Annotated in this window: 16 protein-coding genes; 11 read left to right on the top strand and 5 right to left on the bottom strand. The window is 68.1% G+C overall.

The window, feature by feature from the left end; all coding sequences use genetic code 11:
• Positions 1–29 precede the first annotated feature (29 nt).
• Positions 30–1448, bottom strand: coding sequence for a DEAD/DEAH box helicase (locus DOM67_RS07130; RefSeq protein ID WP_110674945.1), 1419 nt, complete (start codon positions 1446–1448; stop codon positions 30–32).
• A 300-nt stretch (positions 1449–1748) separates the two neighbouring features.
• Here DOM67_RS07130 and DOM67_RS07125 point away from each other — a divergent pair, with 300 nt between their 5' ends.
• The 3 genes from DOM67_RS07125 (at position 1749) to DOM67_RS07115 (ending at position 3922) form a co-directional block, all read left to right on the top strand.
• Entirely contained in the window at positions 1749–2903 is a 1155-nt protein-coding gene (locus DOM67_RS07125; RefSeq protein WP_110674944.1) for a glycerophosphodiester phosphodiesterase, read from the top strand.
• A 107-nt stretch (positions 2904–3010) separates the two neighbouring features.
• Positions 3011–3301, top strand: coding sequence for a cupin domain-containing protein (locus tag DOM67_RS07120; protein WP_110674943.1), 291 nt, complete (start codon positions 3011–3013; stop codon positions 3299–3301).
• A 135-nt stretch (positions 3302–3436) separates the two neighbouring features.
• Positions 3437–3922, top strand: a complete 486-nt coding sequence (locus DOM67_RS07115; RefSeq protein ID WP_157958807.1) for an HXXEE domain-containing protein — start codon at positions 3437–3439, stop codon at positions 3920–3922.
• A gap of 19 nt (positions 3923–3941) precedes the next feature.
• On the opposite strand, the gene DOM67_RS07110 is transcribed toward DOM67_RS07115, so the two are convergent.
• Positions 3942–4859, bottom strand: a complete 918-nt coding sequence (locus DOM67_RS07110; protein WP_110674941.1) for a LysR family transcriptional regulator — start codon at positions 4857–4859, stop codon at positions 3942–3944.
• 264 nt (positions 4860–5123) lie between these two features.
• Here DOM67_RS07110 and DOM67_RS07105 point away from each other — a divergent pair, with 264 nt between their 5' ends.
• From DOM67_RS07105 to DOM67_RS07075, 7 genes are all read left to right on the top strand, one after another.
• Positions 5124–6644 carry an ABC transporter substrate-binding protein gene (locus DOM67_RS07105; protein WP_110674940.1) on the top strand — a complete coding sequence of 507 codons (1521 nt, stop codon included), beginning with the start codon at positions 5124–5126 and terminating at the stop codon, positions 6642–6644.
• 141 nt (positions 6645–6785) lie between these two features.
• Complete coding sequence (locus DOM67_RS07100) at positions 6786–7703, top strand: ABC transporter permease (protein ID WP_106419615.1); 918 nt, start codon at positions 6786–6788, stop codon at positions 7701–7703.
• Between the two features lie 10 nt (positions 7704–7713).
• Positions 7714–8661, top strand: a complete 948-nt coding sequence (locus tag DOM67_RS07095) for an ABC transporter permease (protein ID WP_110674939.1) — start codon at positions 7714–7716, stop codon at positions 8659–8661.
• Complete coding sequence (locus tag DOM67_RS07090; RefSeq protein WP_232825167.1) at positions 8661–9683, top strand: ABC transporter ATP-binding protein; 1023 nt, start codon at positions 8661–8663, stop codon at positions 9681–9683. The genes DOM67_RS07095 and DOM67_RS07090 overlap by 1 nt, the downstream gene beginning before the upstream one ends.
• Positions 9680–10714 carry an oligopeptide/dipeptide ABC transporter ATP-binding protein gene (locus tag DOM67_RS07085; protein WP_232825166.1) on the top strand — a complete coding sequence of 345 codons (1035 nt, stop codon included), beginning with the start codon at positions 9680–9682 and terminating at the stop codon, positions 10712–10714. Before DOM67_RS07090 ends, DOM67_RS07085 begins: the two co-directional genes overlap by 4 nt.
• A 54-nt stretch (positions 10715–10768) precedes the next feature.
• Positions 10769–12193: a M20 family metallopeptidase gene (locus DOM67_RS07080; RefSeq protein WP_110674937.1), complete on the top strand. Its 1425-nt coding sequence runs from the start codon at positions 10769–10771 to the stop codon at positions 12191–12193.
• On the top strand, positions 12190–13374 hold the full coding sequence (locus DOM67_RS07075; protein ID WP_232825165.1) for a M20 family metallopeptidase: 1185 nt from the start codon (positions 12190–12192) through the stop codon (positions 13372–13374). The genes DOM67_RS07080 and DOM67_RS07075 overlap by 4 nt, the downstream gene beginning before the upstream one ends.
• A gap of 33 nt (positions 13375–13407) precedes the next feature.
• Here the strand turns inward: DOM67_RS07075 and pip are convergent, their stop codons facing one another.
• Positions 13408–14364, bottom strand: coding sequence for a prolyl aminopeptidase (gene pip / locus DOM67_RS07070; protein WP_110674936.1), 957 nt, complete (start codon positions 14362–14364; stop codon positions 13408–13410).
• 268 nt (positions 14365–14632) lie between these two features.
• Between pip and DOM67_RS07065 the strand changes: the two genes are divergently transcribed.
• Entirely contained in the window at positions 14633–15010 is a 378-nt protein-coding gene (locus tag DOM67_RS07065; protein WP_110674935.1) for a diacylglycerol kinase, read from the top strand.
• Positions 15011–15036: 26 nt separating this feature from the next.
• Here DOM67_RS07065 and DOM67_RS07060 read toward each other — a convergent pair whose 3' ends face one another.
• Together DOM67_RS07060 and DOM67_RS07055 are read right to left on the bottom strand one after the other, a co-directional pair.
• Positions 15037–15621, bottom strand: coding sequence for a nucleotidyltransferase family protein (locus tag DOM67_RS07060; protein WP_110674934.1), 585 nt, complete (start codon positions 15619–15621; stop codon positions 15037–15039).
• Positions 15611–16582 carry an XdhC family protein gene (locus DOM67_RS07055; protein WP_110674933.1) on the bottom strand — a complete coding sequence of 324 codons (972 nt, stop codon included), beginning with the start codon at positions 16580–16582 and terminating at the stop codon, positions 15611–15613. Before DOM67_RS07055 ends, DOM67_RS07060 begins: the two co-directional genes overlap by 11 nt.
• Between the last annotated feature and the right edge of the window lie 43 nt (positions 16583–16625).

Below are 16625 nucleotides of genomic sequence, written 5' to 3'. Positions count from 1 at the left end.
TGTGGTATAGCGCGTCTAGCGGGGTGGGCTCAGCGGTTGCCGCTGGCCGCGCCGCCGTTGCCGCCGGTGCGACTACGGCCGCCCCGCGAGCGGCGACGCCGCGGCGCCGTCGACTCGTTGCCACGGTTTTCGCTGCTACGGTTGTCGTTGCTGCGGTTATCGTTGCCGCGCGGTTCGCCGTTCTGGCGCTGGCTGTTCGCACTGCGCTGACCGCCACCGCTGCGCTGCGGCCCTGAGCCGTTACGGCCACCACCCTGGCGACGCGGCGGACGCGGTGCGCGACCTTCGTTCTCGTCGACCTTGGGGCCGCCGCCCGGCGTCGGCTCGAAGCCGTTCACCGTCTGGCTCTCCAGACGCTGGCTGATCAGCCGCTCGATGCCGGCCAGCTCTTTCTTCTCGTCCAGGCTCACCAGCGAGACCGCCTGGCCGCTGGCCCCGGCGCGCCCGGTACGGCCGATGCGGTGGACGTAATCCTCCGGCACGTTGGGCAGCTCGAAGTTGACCACCTGCGGCAGCTGGTCGATATCCAGGCCGCGGGCGGCGATATCGGTCGCGACCAGGGCGCGGACATCACCATTCTTGAAGTCGGCCAGCGCCTTGGTGCGCGCGTTCTGGCTCTTGTTGCCGTGGATCGCCGCGGCCTCGATGCCCTGACCTTCGAGATACTTGGTCAGGCGGTTGGCGCCATGCTTGGTGCGGGTGAAGACCAGCACCTGCTGCCACTGGTGGGTCTCGATCAGGTGCGACAGTAGCGCCGGCTTGCGGCTCTTGTCGACCGGATGCACCCACTGGGTCACCGTGGCCGCCGCGGTGTTGCGCGGGGTCACCGAGACCTCTACCGGGTCGTTGACGATGCCCTTGGCCAGGTTGCGGATCTCCTGGGAGAAGGTGGCCGAGAACAGCAGGTTCTGGCGCTGCGCCGGCAGCACCTTGAGAATACGGCGGATGTCGTGGATGAAGCCCATGTCGAGCATGCGGTCGGCTTCGTCGAGCACCAGCACCTCGAGTGCTTCGAACGACACCGCTTTCTGCTGGTGCAGATCGAGCAGACGCCCGGGGGTGGCCACCAGGATATCCACGCCGGACTTCAGCTTGGCGATCTGCGGATTGATCTTGACCCCGCCGAAGACCACGGCGCTGGTCAGCGGCAGGTGCTTGCCGTAGGTCGCGACGCTTTCGCCGACCTGGGCTGCCAGTTCGCGGGTCGGGGTCAGGATCAGCGCACGCACCGGGCGGCCGTTGGGGCGCTGGGCTTCGGAAAGACGCTGCAGAATCGGCAGGGTGAAGCCGGCGGTCTTGCCGGTGCCGGTCTGCGCTGCCGCCATCACGTCGCGCCCGTCGAGTACGGCAGGGATGGCCTGGGCCTGGATCGGCGAGGGGGTGTCGTAGCCTTCTTCGGCCACGGCTTTCAGCAACGGGGCACTCAGGCCCAGTGAATCAAAAGACATTCGGTAATCTCTAGGTCGCGGCGGATGGCGTAGCGAAGCGGCTACGCGCTGCCGGGGAAAAGCCAGTGCTGGCAGGTGCGCCGTTGAGGCGCCGATCAGATGGGTCGTCAGAGTTATCCGCTTCGCGTGACGACGGCCAGACAGGTCATGGCGATGGCCGGCAGCTTAACGTATGTCTGCGTCCACCGCTATCCCGGTCACGCTTCGCCGCCCCTGCTGTCGTGGTGACGGGCTACACTAGAGTGCCTGTCGGACGCGCACTGCGCGTTGCGGAAAGGAATCAAACAAGGAGAACAGGATATGTCGATTCGCTGGAAATCCGCCCTGGCCCTGGGTGCGCTGGGCCTGAGCCTGGGGGCGAGCGTGGCGCCGCTCGCCATGGCCCAATCCGCTACGCCGGGGGCGACGCTGTGCACCAAGATTCCGGTGCCCTGCAACGCGGTGATCGCGCATCGTGGCGCTTCCTATCAGGCCCCCGAGTCGACCCGGCCGGCCTATCTGCTGGCCCGCGACCTGGGCGCCGACTATCTCGAACTCGACCTGCAGCGCACCCGCGATGGCAAGCTGGTCGCCTTCCACGACAACACCCTGGGACGTAACACCAACGTCGCCGAGGTCTTCCCCGAGCGCGCCGATGCGCCAATCTCCGCCTTCACCCTGGCCGAACTCAAGCAGCTCGATGCCGGCAGCTGGTTCAATGCGCACTACCCCGAGCGGGCCCGCGACGCCTACGCCGGGCTCGAGATCCTGACCCTCGACGAGGTGATCGATATCGCCGAGGGTGGCACCAATCATCCCGGGCTCTACATCGAGACCAAGGTGCCGGAGCAGTTCCCCGGGATCGAGCGCGATCTGCGTGACAAGCTCACGGCGCGGGGCTGGCTGGGTGAGGGCGCTGGCGCCTGGGCTCCGGCCAGCGGCGAGGCGGTCAAGGTCGCCGATGGCAAGGGCCGGGTGGTGCTGCAGACCTTCTCCAAGGCCAGTCTCGCGGCGCTGGAGGAGACCATGCCCCAGGTACCGCGAGTACTGCTGCTGTGGCTGGGTGAGGGCGGTATCGACGCGGCGCCGAGCGAGCCCCAGGGCGAGCACGAGAGCGATGCCGACTACTACGCGCGCCAGCAGGTCGCCTCGCCGGCGGCCTATCAGGCGTGGCTCGATGTGGCCAAGGCGCATGGCGCCATCGGCGTCGGGCCCTCCACCGTGCAGCACGATCACGACGGGCCCTTCAGCAGCCAGTTCAGCTACATGGAGCTGGCGGCGCCGTGGATGGTGAGCCTGGCGCATGACGACGGCCTGCTGGTCCACGTCTACACCGTCGACGAGCCGGCGGATTTCGCCCGCTATCGCGACAACGGCGTCGACGGTTTCTTCACCAACCGCCCCGCAACGCTGCTCGAGTTTCTCGGCCGCCCGGTGGGCGATCAGGGGGCTATCCTGACCCGCGAAGGCTTCTAGGATTCATCACCCCCAGGCGCTATCCGGGTAGGATGGCGCTGAGTCTTTCCACTTGATTCCCGGGCGCAGGGCTGCGCCCGGGCACTTTTTTCCATGAGGTTCGTCATATGTCCACCGACCGCCCCCAGGCCCAGCCCAGCGTCCAGATCGACAACGCCCGCGTGCGTGTCACCGAGTGGCGCTTCGCCCCCGGCGCCGAGACCGGCTGGCACGTGCATGACTGCGACTACGTGGTGGTGCCGCAGTGTACCGGCAAGCTCGATCTCGAGACCCTGGACGGCCACACCTTCTCGACGCTGGAGAGTGGGGTCTCCTACTACCGCGAGCGCGGCGTCGAACACAACGTGATCAACCCCAACGACGAGGAGTTCGTGTTCGTCGAGATCGAACTCAAGTAGCTGACAGGGTCGGGATCAAGAACAAGGGGGCGGGCCGGTGACCTTCGGCGTGGCGGCAATGATGTGGCTCGAGCCGTCCGCTGAGTACCTTCACGCAGGCTGGTGGGAACGTCTGCTGTCATGGGAATCGAGCGCATGTCCTTACTGTATTGGGCGCCGCTGGGCGTCGCCCTTTGTCATCTGATCGAAGAGTTCGCTTGGCCAGGCGGTTTTCGCCAGTGGTATGCCTGGTATCGGCCCGATATCGCCGCCAGCCTGACCCCGGGTTTTCTACTCCGAATCAACGTGATCATGATTCTGGTGGCGGTCTGGGTCGGTTACACCGGGCCGGCTTCCGCCGGTGCCATCATCTCTGGGTGGCTCGTGTTGATGTCGATTCTCGCCAACAACGCGCTGTTCCACCTGGTCGCCACGTTTCGCGGGAAGCGCTATTCACCCGGTGTGGTTACCGGATGCCTGCTCTATCTGCCGCTGTTCGTCATGGGCGTCATCCATTTCTGGATGACGCAGAGTGTGTCACTGACGGCCATGGTGCTGTCAGTGGCGCTCGGCAGCCTGTATCAGGCATGGTCGTTGCACACTCATAAACGGCGCAGTCGCGCGCATGGCAAGAGCGGCTGACATATTGCGCCACGCCGCTTCAGGCGGGGGCGGCCATCGCCTGCTTGAGGTGCGCCACGAAGGCTGCCGTGGCCGCTGGCAGGGTGCGGTTGGTCAGAGTCTGTACCTCGATATGGCGGGCATCCATGCCGGCGTCGACGATGGGGATCGCCACCAGTCGCTGCTGCGCCAGCCGCTGGCGGATGGAGAGCTCTCCGGCGAGTGCGATGCCGCCGCCGAAGATGGCGCAGTTGAGCATCGACTCGATGTAGTTGCTGGTGAATACCGAGGTGAAAATCAGATTCTGCTGGCCGCAGCAGATATCGAACAGCTGGCGCAGGGTGGTCTCCGGTGGGGGCAGCAGCATGGCGTGGGGCTGCAGCTGGGCCAGCTTGAGATGCCGCCTTCCTGCGAGCGGATGTGCCGGAGACATCAGCGCCAGGATCGGCGAGCGCTGGCGATGCTCGACACGTACGTCGGGCTGCGGTGCCAGGCTGAAGGTGAGCCCGATATCGACCTCGCCCTCGCGCACCTGGCGGGTCACCTCGGCCGGTGACGCCACGTTGAGCCGGAACAGAATGCCGGCGTAGTCGTGGCGGAATTCGGCGATCGCCTTGGGCAGAAAATCGACCGCGAACCCCTCCGAACTGGCCAGCCGCACGGTGCCGCGCTGCAGCCCCCGCAAGCCCTGGATCTCGCCCACCACACGCTCGCTCTCCAACTGCTGGCGCCGTGCATGCAGCGCCAGCAGCTCACCTGCCGCGCTGGGAATCATGCCGCGGGCGCGGCGCTCGAACAGCTGGGTGTCGAGCTCGGTCTCGAGCCGGGCGATCTGACGGCTGATCGCGGAGGCGGCGACGTTGAGATGCGCCGATGCCTCACTGATGGAGCCCCACTTGATCACCGCCAGGAAGTAGCGCAGGGCGGTCTCCTGCAACGCGCGATGGGAGCTGGCCATAGTGTGTTGCCCTGTTTTTATTAAGGTTTGCCGATACGGCAAGGATGCCATCGAAACATGATACTTGTGGCATGTTTTTCCCTTCGATAGCTTGATTTTCAGGCTCCCTCTCGAACGGGTGCGCGCGCCGGCGCCGCTGGCTCATCACCCGACGGCAACCCATCACGGCATTCAAGACGGCGGCATCAATAACGACAAACTCCACGACAATCGCATCAAAAACGACAGCATCAACGACGACATCTACAACAAGACGAGGTCGATATGCGCTCCACCACCGTGCTCCAACGCGTGCTGGTCGGCACCACCCTGTGCTGCCTCTCGCTGCCCGCTCTGGCCGGCAAGGCCAACGACACCCTGGTCTACGCCTCCGATACCGAGCCGGAGAACGTCAGCCCCTACCACAACAACGTGCGTGAAGGGGTGATCCTCTCCCACCTGGCCTGGGATACCCTGATCTACCGCGATCCGCAGACCAATCAGTATCAGCCGCAGCTGGCCACCGAATGGCACTGGGTCGATCCCACCACCCTGGACATGACCCTGCGCCAGGGGGTGACCTTTCAGAACGGTGAGCCGTTCGATGCCGACGACGTGGTGTTCACCTTCAACTACGTGGTCTCGCCCGACTCCAAGGTGGTCACGCGCCAGAACGTCGACTGGATCGAGAGCGTCGAGAAGCGTGGCGACTTCCAGGTGCGCTTCCATCTCAAGCAGCCGTTCCCGGCGGCGCTGGAGTATCTCTCCGGGCCGACGCCGGTCTATCCCGACGAGTACTTCCAGAAGGTCGGCCTGGCGGAGTTCAGTCGCCATCCGATCGGTACCGGCCCCTATCGCATCACCGAGGTGAAACCGGGGGAGGGCGTCAAACTCACGCGTAACCCGGACTACTTCGCCGACAGCCCGCTGGGCCAGCCGCAGATCGGCAACATCGAGTTCAAGGTGATCCCCGATCAGGACTCCCGCGTGGCCCAGCTGATGACCGGGCAGGTCGACTGGATCTGGCGCGTGCCCGCGGATCAGGCCGAGCAGATGCAGGGCATGCCCGGCATCACCGTGGCCAGCGGCGAAACCATGCGGGTCGGTTATCTCTCCTTCGATGCCGCCCGGCGCGAAGCCTCGCCGCTGAGCAAGGTCAAGGTGCGCCAGGCGATCAACTACGCCATCAACCGCCAGGGCATGGCCGACAATCTGGTGCGCGGCGGTAGCCGGCCGCTCTACGCGCCGTGCTTCCCGGCCCAGTTCGGCTGCGAGACCCAGGACGTGGTCAAGTACGACTACGATCCGGACAAGGCGCGCGCGCTGCTCGCCGACGCCGGCTACCCGGACGGCTTCGAGATCGATCTCTACGCCTACCGCGAGCGCGACTACGCCGAGGCGATGATCGGCGACCTGCGCAACGTGGGCATCCGCGCCAATCTGCGCTTCATGACCTCGGCGGCGCTGCTCGATCAGCAGCGTAGTGGCAACACCGACATGTCGTTCAAGACCTGGGGCTCCTACTCGGTCAACGACGCCTCGGCCTTCACCAGCGTCTACTTCGGCGGCGGTGCCGACGATCTGTGGCAGGACCCTCAGGTCGAGGCGTGGCTCAAGACCGCCGATACCTCGGTCGACCCCGAGGTGCGCCGCGAGAACTATCGTCAGGCGCTGGCACGGATCTCCGAGCAGGCCTACTGGGCGCCGCTGTTCTCCTACTCGACCTACTACGCCTACACCTCGGATCTCAACTTCACCCCCTATCCGGACGAGCTGCCGCGCTTCGTCGAGGCGAGCTGGAAGTGATCCGGCTGTCGTGAGGCCGCGCCCCGGTCAGCGCCGGGGCGTTTGAGAGCCGTCGCGACGCGCTGGGTGACGATTGGGGGGCGCAAGGGTCGACGCGAGCGTCGACAGGCGTCAGGAGAGACGGGGAGAGGCGTTTAGCTTATGGGCACATTCATCGTGCGCCGCCTGCTGGTGGCGCTGGGGGTGGCACTGACCATCTCGGTGGTCAGCTTCATGCTGCTGCATCTGTCGGGGGATCTGGCGACTTCGATCGCCGGGCCGGAGGCGACCGCCGAACAGGTCGCGCAGATCCGTGTCGAGTATGGGCTCGACCGGCCGATCGTGAGCCAGTATCTCGACTGGCTGGGCGGGGCGCTGCAGTTCGATTTCGGGCGCTCCTACTACTACCAGAGCACGGTGATCGACCTGATCGTCGAGCGCATGCCGATCACCCTGACCCTGGGCGGCCTGGCGCTGGGGCTGGCGGTGTGCATCTCGATTCCGCTCGGGGTGGTCGCCGCGCTCAAGCGCGACAGCTGGGTCGACCGCCTGGCGCTGCTGTTCGCGGTGGTGGGGCAGGCGATGCCGAGCTTCTGGTTCGGCCTGACCCTGATCGTGGTCTTCGCGGTCACGCTCAAGTGGCTACCGGCGGCGGGCAGCGGGGGGCTGGAGCACTTCATCCTGCCGGCGATCGCGCTCGGCTACTACGCCACCCCGGCGATGATGCGCCTGACCCGCACCGGCATGCTCGAGGTGCTGGAGTCGGACTATATCCGCACCGCCCGTGCCAAGGGGCTCTCGACCACCTCGGTGATCTTCAAGCACGCCCTGCGCAACGCCATCATCCCGGTGGTGGCGCTGGCCGCGGTGGAGCTCGGCTTCATGCTCGGCGGCTCGGTGGTGATCGAGTCGGTGTTCTCCCTCGGTGGGCTGGGGCAGCTTGCCTGGGACGCCATCTCGCGCAACGACTATCCTGTGGTGCAGGCGGTGGTGCTGATCATTGCGCTGTTCTACATCGTGCTGACGCTGCTGGCGGATGTCGCCAACGCGGCGCTCGATCCGCGCATCCGTACCCGCTGAGGAGCTCGCCATGACCGTTTCGACTTCGACGACGTCTCGCCCCTCGCGGGCCCCCGCCGCCGGTGGCCGTGCCCGCGCCCTGGGCGAGCTGCCGCTGCCACGACCGGCCTGGTCGAGGGTGACCCGCAAGATGTTCGGCCACCGTGGCCTGGCGATCGGCCTGGTCTGCGTCGGGCTGGCGGTGCTGGTGGCGCTGTTCGCGCCGCTGCTGGCGCCCCACGACCCGTACTTCCAGGACATTTCCAACCGCATGGTGCCACCGGTATGGCACGACAAGGGCAGCTGGACCCACGTGCTGGGCACCGACAAGCTGGGGCGCGACTATCTCAGCCGACTGATCTACGGCACCCGCATCTCGCTCACCATCGGGCTGGTGGCCGCACTGATCTCGGGGGTGATCGGCACCACCCTGGGGGTGCTCGCCGGCTACTTCGGTGGCCGTGTCGACGCCTTCATCAGCTACATCATCACCACCCGGCTGGCGATGCCGGTGGTGCTGGTGGCGCTGGCGCTGGCCTCGCTCACCGGTGGCTCGCTGACCACCGTGATCGTGCTGCTGGGGCTACTGCTGTGGGACCGTTTCGCGGTGGTCTCGCGCTCGGTGACCCAGCAACTGCGCGATGCCGAGTACGTCTATGCCGCGCGCACCCTGGGCTGTTCGCTGCCCTACATCCTGGTGCGCGAAATCCTGCCCAACATCGCCGGGGCGCTGATCGTGGTGATCACCCTGGAGATGGCCCACGCCATCCTGCTCGAAGCGACGCTGTCGTTTCTGGGCATGGGCGTGCAGCCGCCGCTGCCCTCCTGGGGGCTGATGGTCGCCGAGGGCAAGGCCTACATGTTCTTTCAGCCGTGGGTGATCGCGATTCCCGGCGTGGCGCTGTTCGTGCTGGTGCTGGCGATCAACCTGCTGGGTGACGGATTGCGCGACCTCAACGCACCGGGAGGGCGTAACTGATGCCACTGCTCGATGTTCAGGACCTGCGGGTCGATCTGCCGGTGGAAGCCGGCACCCTGCACGCCGTACGCGGTATCGACTTAAGCGTCGAGCGCGGCGAGATGCTGTGCCTGGTGGGGGAGTCCGGCTGCGGCAAGTCGATGACCTCGCTGGCGCTGATGGGGCTGCTGCCAAGGCGAGCCCAGCTCAGCGCCGGGCGCCTCGACTTCGCCGGCGAGTCGCTGACGGCGCTCTCCGAGCGGCGGCGCGGCCAGTTGCGCGGGCGTCGCATGGCGATGATCTTCCAGGAGCCGATGACGGCGCTCAACCCGGCTTACACGCTGGGTAACCAGCTGTGCGAGGCGTTCCTGCGCCACCGTCTGGGCAACCGCCGCCAGGCCCGCGAACGCGCCATCGAGCTGCTCGAACGGGTCGGCATCAGCGCCGCCGCCGAGCGTCTGGCGCAGTACCCACACCAGCTCTCCGGCGGTCTGCGCCAGCGCGTGATGATCGCCATGGCGCTGATGTGCGACCCCGATCTGATCATTGCCGACGAGCCCACCACGGCGCTCGACGTGACCATCCAGGCGCAGATCCTGCGGCTGCTGCGCGACCTGCAGCAGGAGATGGGTACCGCGGTGATCTTCATCACCCACGATCTCGGCGTGGTGGCGCGGATCGCCGATCGCGTGGCGGTGATGTACGCCGGCGAGGTGATCGAGACCGCGCCCACCCAGGCGCTCTATGCCAACCCCAGCCACCCCTATACTCGCGGGCTGTTGAGCTGCATCCCGGCGCCCGGGAAGACGCCACCCGGCAGTCGCTTGCAGGCGATCCCCGGGGTGGTGCCGAGCCTGGTCGGCGAGGTCGAGGGCTGCGCCTACCGCAACCGCTGCCCGCTGGTGCGCGAGGGGGAGGTCGACGCCGCGCGCTGTGAGCACACGCCCGAGTTGCGCCGCCTCACCGGCGACCACCAGGCGCGCTGCCATTACGCTGAACACCGCGCGGCCACGCGCGTTGCCCAACCGGAGGTGAGCCCATGAACGCGCTATCGTCCGCCGGCGCACTGGCCGATCTGGCTGGCGGCGGCCCTGACACCGATGCCGACATCGATACCATGCCAGCGCTGGAACTGTGCGCGCTCTCCAAGCGCTTCACCCTGGGTGGCGGGCTGTTCAAGCGCGGCCGCGCGCTGCAGGCGGTGAGCGAGGTCTCGCTGGCGATCCCGCGTGGCCAGGTGATGGGGCTGGTCGGCGAGTCCGGCTGCGGCAAGAGCACCCTGGCCAAGATGCTGCTGGGGCTGACCACGCCCAGTGCCGGTGAGGTGCGCGTCGACGGCCGCCCGCTGGGGGACGCCGGGCAGAAGGCGCTGGCGCGGCATATCCAGCCGATCTTCCAGGACCCCTACTCGTCGCTCAATCCGCGCAAGCGGGTGGCCGCGATCGTCGAGCTGCCGCTGCGCGTGCATGGCATCGGCACCCCGCGCGAGCGTGCCCGGCGGGTTGCTGAGACGCTCGACCTGGTGGGCCTGCCCAAGCGGGCCGCCGAACAGTTCCCGGGGCAGCTCTCCGGGGGCCAGCGTCAGCGCGTGGCGATCGCCCGAGCGCTGATCATGCGTCCTGACATCGTGATCTGCGACGAGCCCACCTCGGCGCTGGACGTGTCGGTGCAGGCACAGATTCTCAATCTGCTGCTCGATCTCAAGCAGGAGTTCGGGCTGACCTATCTGTTCATCAGCCACGACCTGGCGGTGGTCGAGCATCTGGTCGACCGGGTGGCGGTGATGTATCTGGGGCGGATCGTCGAGGAGGGCAGTCGCGAGCAGATCTTCGCCGCCCCGCGCCACCCCTACACCCAGGCGCTGCTGGCCTCGGCACTGACGCCGGAGCCCGGGCTGGGGGTGCCGGACATCGGCCTGGGCGACGTCATGCCCGACCCCAGCAACCCGCCCAGCGGCTGTGCCTTTCATCCGCGCTGCCCCAAGGCCCAGGCGCTGTGCCGCGAGACTCGTCCGGCGCTCGTCACCGACACTGCCGGCGCAACTCGCGTCGCCTGTCACTTCGCCTCGGCCTGAGCGGGGCGCAGCAGGGCAGTCGAGGCTCTTTTTTATTCAATGCGAGGACACTGAATGTCACGTCAACAAGCGCTCGCCAGCGTCTACAAGGGATTCGACGAGGGCGAGTTTCGCCGCCAGCTGGCGGCCCGGGTCGCGGTGCGCAGCGACAGCCAGAGCGGCGACGGTAACGCCGAACTCGAGCGCTATCTGACCGAGTGCATCATCCCCGATCTCGAGCGGCTCGGCTTCACCTGGGAGATCGTCGCCAACCCGGAGCCGGGCTATGGCCCACTGCTGCTGGCCGAACGTCGCGAAGCCGATGCGGCCCTGTGCGTACTCACCTATGGCCACGGTGACGTGGTGCGCGGCTATGACGCCCAGTGGCGCGAGGGGCTGTCGCCGTGGCAGGTGACGGTGGAGGGAGAGCGCTGGTACGGCCGTGGCACCGCTGACAACAAGGGCCAGCACAGCGTCAACCTGGCTGCGCTGGCGGCGGTCATCGAAGCGCGCGGCGGGCGCCTGGGCTACACCATCAAGCTGGTGCTGGAGATGGGCGAAGAGACCGGCTCGCCGGGTCTCAAGGCGATCTGCGAGGCCTACCGGGAACGCCTGGCGGCGGACCTGTTCATCGCCTCCGACGGCCCGCGGCTGGCGGCGGACGCGCCGACCCTGTTCCTCGGCTCCCGCGGCTCGTTCAACTTCGATCTGCGCCTGCATGCCCGCGACGGGGCCCACCACTCGGGCAACTGGGGCGGGGTACTGGCCAATCCCGCCACGCGCCTGGCCAACGCCTGGGCCTCGCTGGTCGATGCCGATGGCCGGATTCTGGTCGCGGGACTGCGCCCGCCGGCCATCCCCGCCGCGGTGAAGCAGGCGCTGGCGGCGCTGGAAGTCGGCACCACCCCAGGCGACCCGGCGCTGGCCGAGGGCTGGGGCGAGCCGGGGCTGACCCCCGCCGAGCGCCTGTTCGCCTGGAACACCCTGGAGCTCCTGGCGTTCAAGGCCGGCAACCCCGAGGCCCCGGCCAACGCCATCCCCGGCGAAGCCTACGCCCACGCCCAGCTGCGCTACGTGGTCGGCAGCGATCAGGAGAATTTCCTGCGGCATCTGCGCCTGCATCTGGATGCCTGCGGTTTCGATGACGTCGAGGTGAGCGCCGCGCGGGTGTCGCAGATGCGTGCGACCCGGCTAGACCCGGACGATCCCTGGGTCGGCTGGGCGCTGGATTCGATCCACGCCTCCAGCGGCAAGGCCCCGACGCTGCTGCCCAATCTGGGCGGTTCGCTGCCCAACGATGTCTTCGCCGAGACACTCGGGCTGCCCACCCTGTGGGTGCCGCACTCCTACCCGGCGTGTTCGCAGCACGCCCCCGACGAGCACGCCCTGGCCAGCATCCTGCGTGAGGGGCTGGGCATCATGGCCGGGCTGTGGTGGGATCTGGGCGAACAGGGCGCGAGCGTGCATGCCGCGCGCACGGCCGCCAGGAGAAATGCATGAGCGAGATGACCCACGACACCCGCCTGGCGCTTGCCGAAGACTGGCTGGCGGCGCAGCGCGCGGCGATGGATACCTGCCTGGAGACGCTGGTCAACATCGACTCCAACAGCTACGACAAGGCCGGCACCGATGCCGTCGCCGACGCCATTGCCGGCTGGTGCGAGGCCGATGGCATCGCGTTCGAACGCACGCCACGTGAGAATGCCGGGGACATTCTCGAAGCGCGCCTGCCGGCTGCCACCGATGGCGCCGGCGGCCACGTGCTGCTGATGGGGCACCGCGACACCGTCTTCCCGCGTGGCACGGTGGCGGAGCGCGGCTACACCCGGCAGGGCGATCTCGCCTATGGCCCCGGGGTCGCCGACATGAAGGCGGGCCTGGTGCTCAATCTCTTCGTGCTGCGGGCGCTGAAGCGTGCCGGCGGGCTGCCGTTCGCGGTGCATGCGCTGTTCACCGCCGACGAGGAGATCGGCTCGCTGGACGGCACGGCGTTCATCCGCGCCGCCGCCGAGGGCGCACGGGCGGTGTTCAACGCCGAACCCGGGCGGATCAGCGGCAACGTGGTGACCGCGCGCAAGGGCGGTGCCGCCTTCCGCATCGAAGTGAGCGGGCACGCCGCCCATTCGGGGGTGAGCCACCAGGATGGCGCCAGCGCGATCGAGGCGCTGGCGCGCAAGATCGTCAAGCTGCATGCGCTGACCGACTACGCCAGCGGCGTGACCACCAACGTCGGTGTGATCGAGGGTGGCGTGTCGCGCAACACCGTGGCGCCGGCGGCGAGTGCGCAGCTCGACACCCGCTTCGTCGACAACGCCCAGCGCGAGGCGCTGTTCCAGGCCATCGCGGCGATCGTCGCCGAGGAGGAGATCCCCGGTACTCGGGCCACGCTCATCCAGACCTCTGGCTTCCTGCCGCTGGAGCCGGAGATGAGCGCGGCGCTGTTCGCACGCTACCAGGTCCAGGCGGCACGGCTGGGCTTCGCCGTCGAGGGCGAGTTCACCGGCGGCTGCTCGGATGCCGGCACCACCGCCAGCCTGGGCGTACCCACGCTGTGTGGCACCGGGCCGGTCGGGGCCAAGATGCATACCGACGAGGAGTACTGCCGGCTGGAGACCTGCGTGCCCCGGGCCCAGGCGGTGGCGGCGACGATTCTCGATCTGGCCGCCGAGGTCGAGCGCTGAGCGCGTTTCACGGTCGCACCTCGTGGCCTCGGCTCAGGGGCGCTCGGCGAATCGATCGGTCGCCCGCACCAGCGCGGCCATGATCTCCGGTTCGCTGAAGGCGTGACCTGCCGCCTCGATGATCTCCAGGCTGGCGTCTGGCCACGCCTTGGCCAGCTCCCAGGCGTTCTGGAGCGGACAGATCATGTCGTAGCGGCCGTGGACGATCACCCCGGGAATGCCCGCCAGCCGGTCGGCCTGGGCCAGTAGCTGACCGTCGTACTCGAAGAAGCCCTGGTTGATGAAGTAGTGGTTCTCGATCCGGGCAAAGGCCAGGGCGAAGTGGTCGGCGGCATGGGACGCGCTGGCGTCGATGGGCACCAGTCTCGAGGTCTCGCCCTCCCACACGCTCCAGCGTCGGGCGGCTTCGAGCTGGCGTTCGACATCGTCGCCCATCAGCCGTGTGTGGAAGGCGCGAATGACATCGTCACGCTGCGCCTCGGGCAGGATCTCCACCAGCCGCTCCCACTTCTCGGGGAACATGTGGCGTGTCCCGTGCTTGTAGAACCAGTCCAGCTCCTGCTGGCGCAGGGTGCAGATGCCGCGCAGCACCAGCTCACTGACGCGAGCCGGATGCCGCTCGGCGTAGGCGAGCGCCAGCGTCGACCCCCACGAGCCTCCGAAGACCTGCCAGCGCTCGGCCCCGATCATCTCGCGCAGTCGCTCCATGTCCTCGATCAGATGCCAGGTGGTGTTGTTGTCGAGGCTGGCATGCGGCGTCGAACGGCCACAGCCGCGCTGGTCGAACAGCAGGATGTCGTAGCGCGCGGGGTCGAACAGCTGGCGGTGGATCGGATGGCAGCCGCTGCCCGGGCCGCCGTGGAGGAACACCACCGGCTTGCCGTTCGGGTTGCCGCAACGCTCCCAATAGACCTGGTGGCCGTCACCGGTATCCAGGTGACCGCTGGCGTGGGGTTCGAGTGCCGGATAGAGCGGGTGGGGTGCGGACATGAGGGATCCTGTTGGCAGAGTGACGCGGTAGTGTCTCGGTATCGTGGTATGCGTGTCATGCCAGCATAAGGGGCGGGTGGACCCAGGGGCCAGAGATCAGAGGCCAGAGACCCTCGACCCCGTGAAAGGCGCCCGGTGCCGACGTCATGCGGCTCTGCTACCATCGTCGACACTTTTCTCGACGGCCGACTCCGCTTCACCGGAGCGCGTCGACGCTCACTTCGTTCTCGATCGAGGGCGGTCGTCGTGGCGACCGCGACAGGTTCCGATGAAATCAAGTTCGCGCAAGACCGGCTTTCGCCACCTGATCCACTCCACCGGTTACTCGCTCAAGGGGTTGGTCGCCGCCTTTCGGAATGAGACCGCCTTCCGCCAGGAGCTGGCGCTGTGTGCGGTCCTGGTGCCGTTCGCCTGGTGGATCGGCAAGGACCCGGTGGAGTGGCTGGTGCTGGTGGGCAGCTGTGTGTTCGTGCTGATCGTCGAGCTGCTCAACAGCGCCGTGGAGACGGTGGTCGACCGTATCGGTCCGGAGCACCACGAGCTTTCCGGGCGGGCCAAGGATATCGGCTCCGCCGCGGTGATGCTGGCGCTGGGCATGGCCGCCACCACCTGGGGTCTGCTGGCGTGGGACAAGTTCGCCGGCTGACGCACGCGGCACCGTTCAGATTCCGCCTAGCCGGGCAGGTCCTGGGGCCGGTCGACGTCGCGGCGAACCCCGGGGTCGTCCAGCTCGACCGTCTGCACCGCGTGCTGGCGCCGGGCGAGCACGGCGCGCGCACCTTCGCCGGTCTTTAGCTGGGCCAGCTCCGGCCACCAGTGGCGGCCGAAGATCACCGGATGCCCGCGCTGGCCGGCGTGGCTGGGCACCACGATCGCCGTGGCGCTGGCCCGGGCATTCAACTGCGCACAGCTCGCCGCGCTCAGCCATGGCATGTCGCCGAGGATCACCGCCGCAGCGGTGGCGTCGGGCTCGCCTGTCAGCAACTGACGAAAGGCGTCGCCCAGGCTGGCCCCCAGCCCATGGGCGGCCGCGGGGGCGCTCAGCACCGGCGTGTTCGGCGCCAGGCCCAGCGCGGCGGGCGTTTCGTCCGGGCGCAGCACCACGTAGTGGCGCGGATAGGCCGCGGCCGCTGCAGCCAGGGTGGTGGCGAGCAGGGTGCGGCCGTCGGCCAGCGGCTGGCGGCGTTTGTCACTGCCGAAGCGGCGGCCGACCCCGGCCGCCATGATCAGTGCCACCAGCGTCGGCTCAGAGCGCATCGCGCGCCTTGCCCCGGCGCACCCGCAGCACGTCGGCGACCACCGAGAGGGCGATCTCGGCCGGGGTCTTGCTGTCCAGGTCGAGACCGATCGGCATGTGCAGCCGGGCGATGTCGGCGGCATCGAGCCCGCCGGAGCGGGCCAGACGCTCGGCGCGCTTGTGCGAGGTGCGCTTCGATCCCATGACGCCGATATAGAACGCCGGGGTGCGTACCGATTCGATCATCGCCAGATCGTCGATCCGCGGATCGTGGGTCAGCGCCACCACCGCGGTGGCGGCGTGGCAGGCGCCGCTGGCGATGAACAGCGAGGGCAGTACCGCCTGCACCTCGACCCCGGGAACGGCGAAGTCGCGCCGCGCCTCCTCACGTGGATCGCATACGATCACCTCGAACCCCAGGGCCTGGGCGAACTCGGCGCAGAAGCGCGAGACCGGCGAGATGCCGGCGATGATCAGGCGTAGCGCCGGGCCCAGGCGCAGGCGCAGCTCGTCGCCCTCGCGCGCCACCCGCGGGCCGTTCTCGTCGGCGGTGGTGAAGCGCCGCCGGCCGCTCGGCAGATCGATCACCCGCACCAGAGAGCGCTGGCCGAGCAGGGTCGCGTGCATCACTTCCAACTGGGTCAGGCTCTCGGCATCCGCCGGCAGCCGCTCCACCAGCACGTCGAGCATGCCGCCGCAGGGCAGACTCACCTGGGGTGACTCGTCGGCGCCCTCGCCGTAGCGCACGATCTCCAGCGTGTCGGTGAATTCGCCGGCGGCCACCCGGGCGAGGAAGTCCTCTTCGACGCAGCCGCCGGAGAGCGACCCGACATGGCTGCCGTCGGCCCTGGCCACCAGCAGCGAGCCGGGCTCCCGCGGCGAGGAGCCGAAGGTCGTCAGCACGCTGCAGAGCCATACCGTTTCGCCGGCGTTGGCCCAGCGCAGGGCAGTGTCGAGCACTTGTAGATCGAGGTGTTGCATGCGTTGGGGAATCCTTTCCTGCACTGGCGTCGACGGTGTGATC

This window comes from Salinicola sp. RZ23 (genome assembly GCF_003206675.1).
In the GTDB taxonomy this organism is placed as follows: domain Bacteria; phylum Pseudomonadota; class Gammaproteobacteria; order Pseudomonadales; family Halomonadaceae; genus Salinicola; species Salinicola endophyticus.
Note: the sequence above shows the minus strand (reverse complement) of the source record. Positions and strands in the feature narration are given on the sequence as shown.

Coding starts and splice junctions, on each gene's coding strand:
- DOM67_RS07130 (WP_110674945.1), bottom strand. CDS start 1,448: ATGTCTTTTGATTCACTGGGCCTGAGTGCCCCGTTGCTGAAAGCCGTG.
- DOM67_RS07125 (WP_110674944.1), top strand. CDS start 1,749: ATGTCGATTCGCTGGAAATCCGCCCTGGCCCTGGGTGCGCTGGGCCTG.
- DOM67_RS07120 (WP_110674943.1), top strand. CDS start 3,011: ATGTCCACCGACCGCCCCCAGGCCCAGCCCAGCGTCCAGATCGACAAC.
- DOM67_RS07115 (WP_157958807.1), top strand. CDS start 3,437: ATGTCCTTACTGTATTGGGCGCCGCTGGGCGTCGCCCTTTGTCATCTG.
- DOM67_RS07110 (WP_110674941.1), bottom strand. CDS start 4,859: ATGGCCAGCTCCCATCGCGCGTTGCAGGAGACCGCCCTGCGCTACTTC.
- DOM67_RS07105 (WP_110674940.1), top strand. CDS start 5,124: ATGCGCTCCACCACCGTGCTCCAACGCGTGCTGGTCGGCACCACCCTG.
- DOM67_RS07100 (WP_106419615.1), top strand. CDS start 6,786: ATGGGCACATTCATCGTGCGCCGCCTGCTGGTGGCGCTGGGGGTGGCA.
- DOM67_RS07095 (WP_110674939.1), top strand. CDS start 7,714: ATGACCGTTTCGACTTCGACGACGTCTCGCCCCTCGCGGGCCCCCGCC.
- DOM67_RS07090 (WP_232825167.1), top strand. CDS start 8,661: ATGCCACTGCTCGATGTTCAGGACCTGCGGGTCGATCTGCCGGTGGAA.
- DOM67_RS07085 (WP_232825166.1), top strand. CDS start 9,680: ATGAACGCGCTATCGTCCGCCGGCGCACTGGCCGATCTGGCTGGCGGC.
- DOM67_RS07080 (WP_110674937.1), top strand. CDS start 10,769: ATGTCACGTCAACAAGCGCTCGCCAGCGTCTACAAGGGATTCGACGAG.
- DOM67_RS07075 (WP_232825165.1), top strand. CDS start 12,190: ATGAGCGAGATGACCCACGACACCCGCCTGGCGCTTGCCGAAGACTGG.
- pip (WP_110674936.1), bottom strand. CDS start 14,364: ATGTCCGCACCCCACCCGCTCTATCCGGCACTCGAACCCCACGCCAGC.
- DOM67_RS07065 (WP_110674935.1), top strand. CDS start 14,633: ATGAAATCAAGTTCGCGCAAGACCGGCTTTCGCCACCTGATCCACTCC.
- DOM67_RS07060 (WP_110674934.1), bottom strand. CDS start 15,621: ATGCGCTCTGAGCCGACGCTGGTGGCACTGATCATGGCGGCCGGGGTC.
- DOM67_RS07055 (WP_110674933.1), bottom strand. CDS start 16,582: ATGCAACACCTCGATCTACAAGTGCTCGACACTGCCCTGCGCTGGGCC.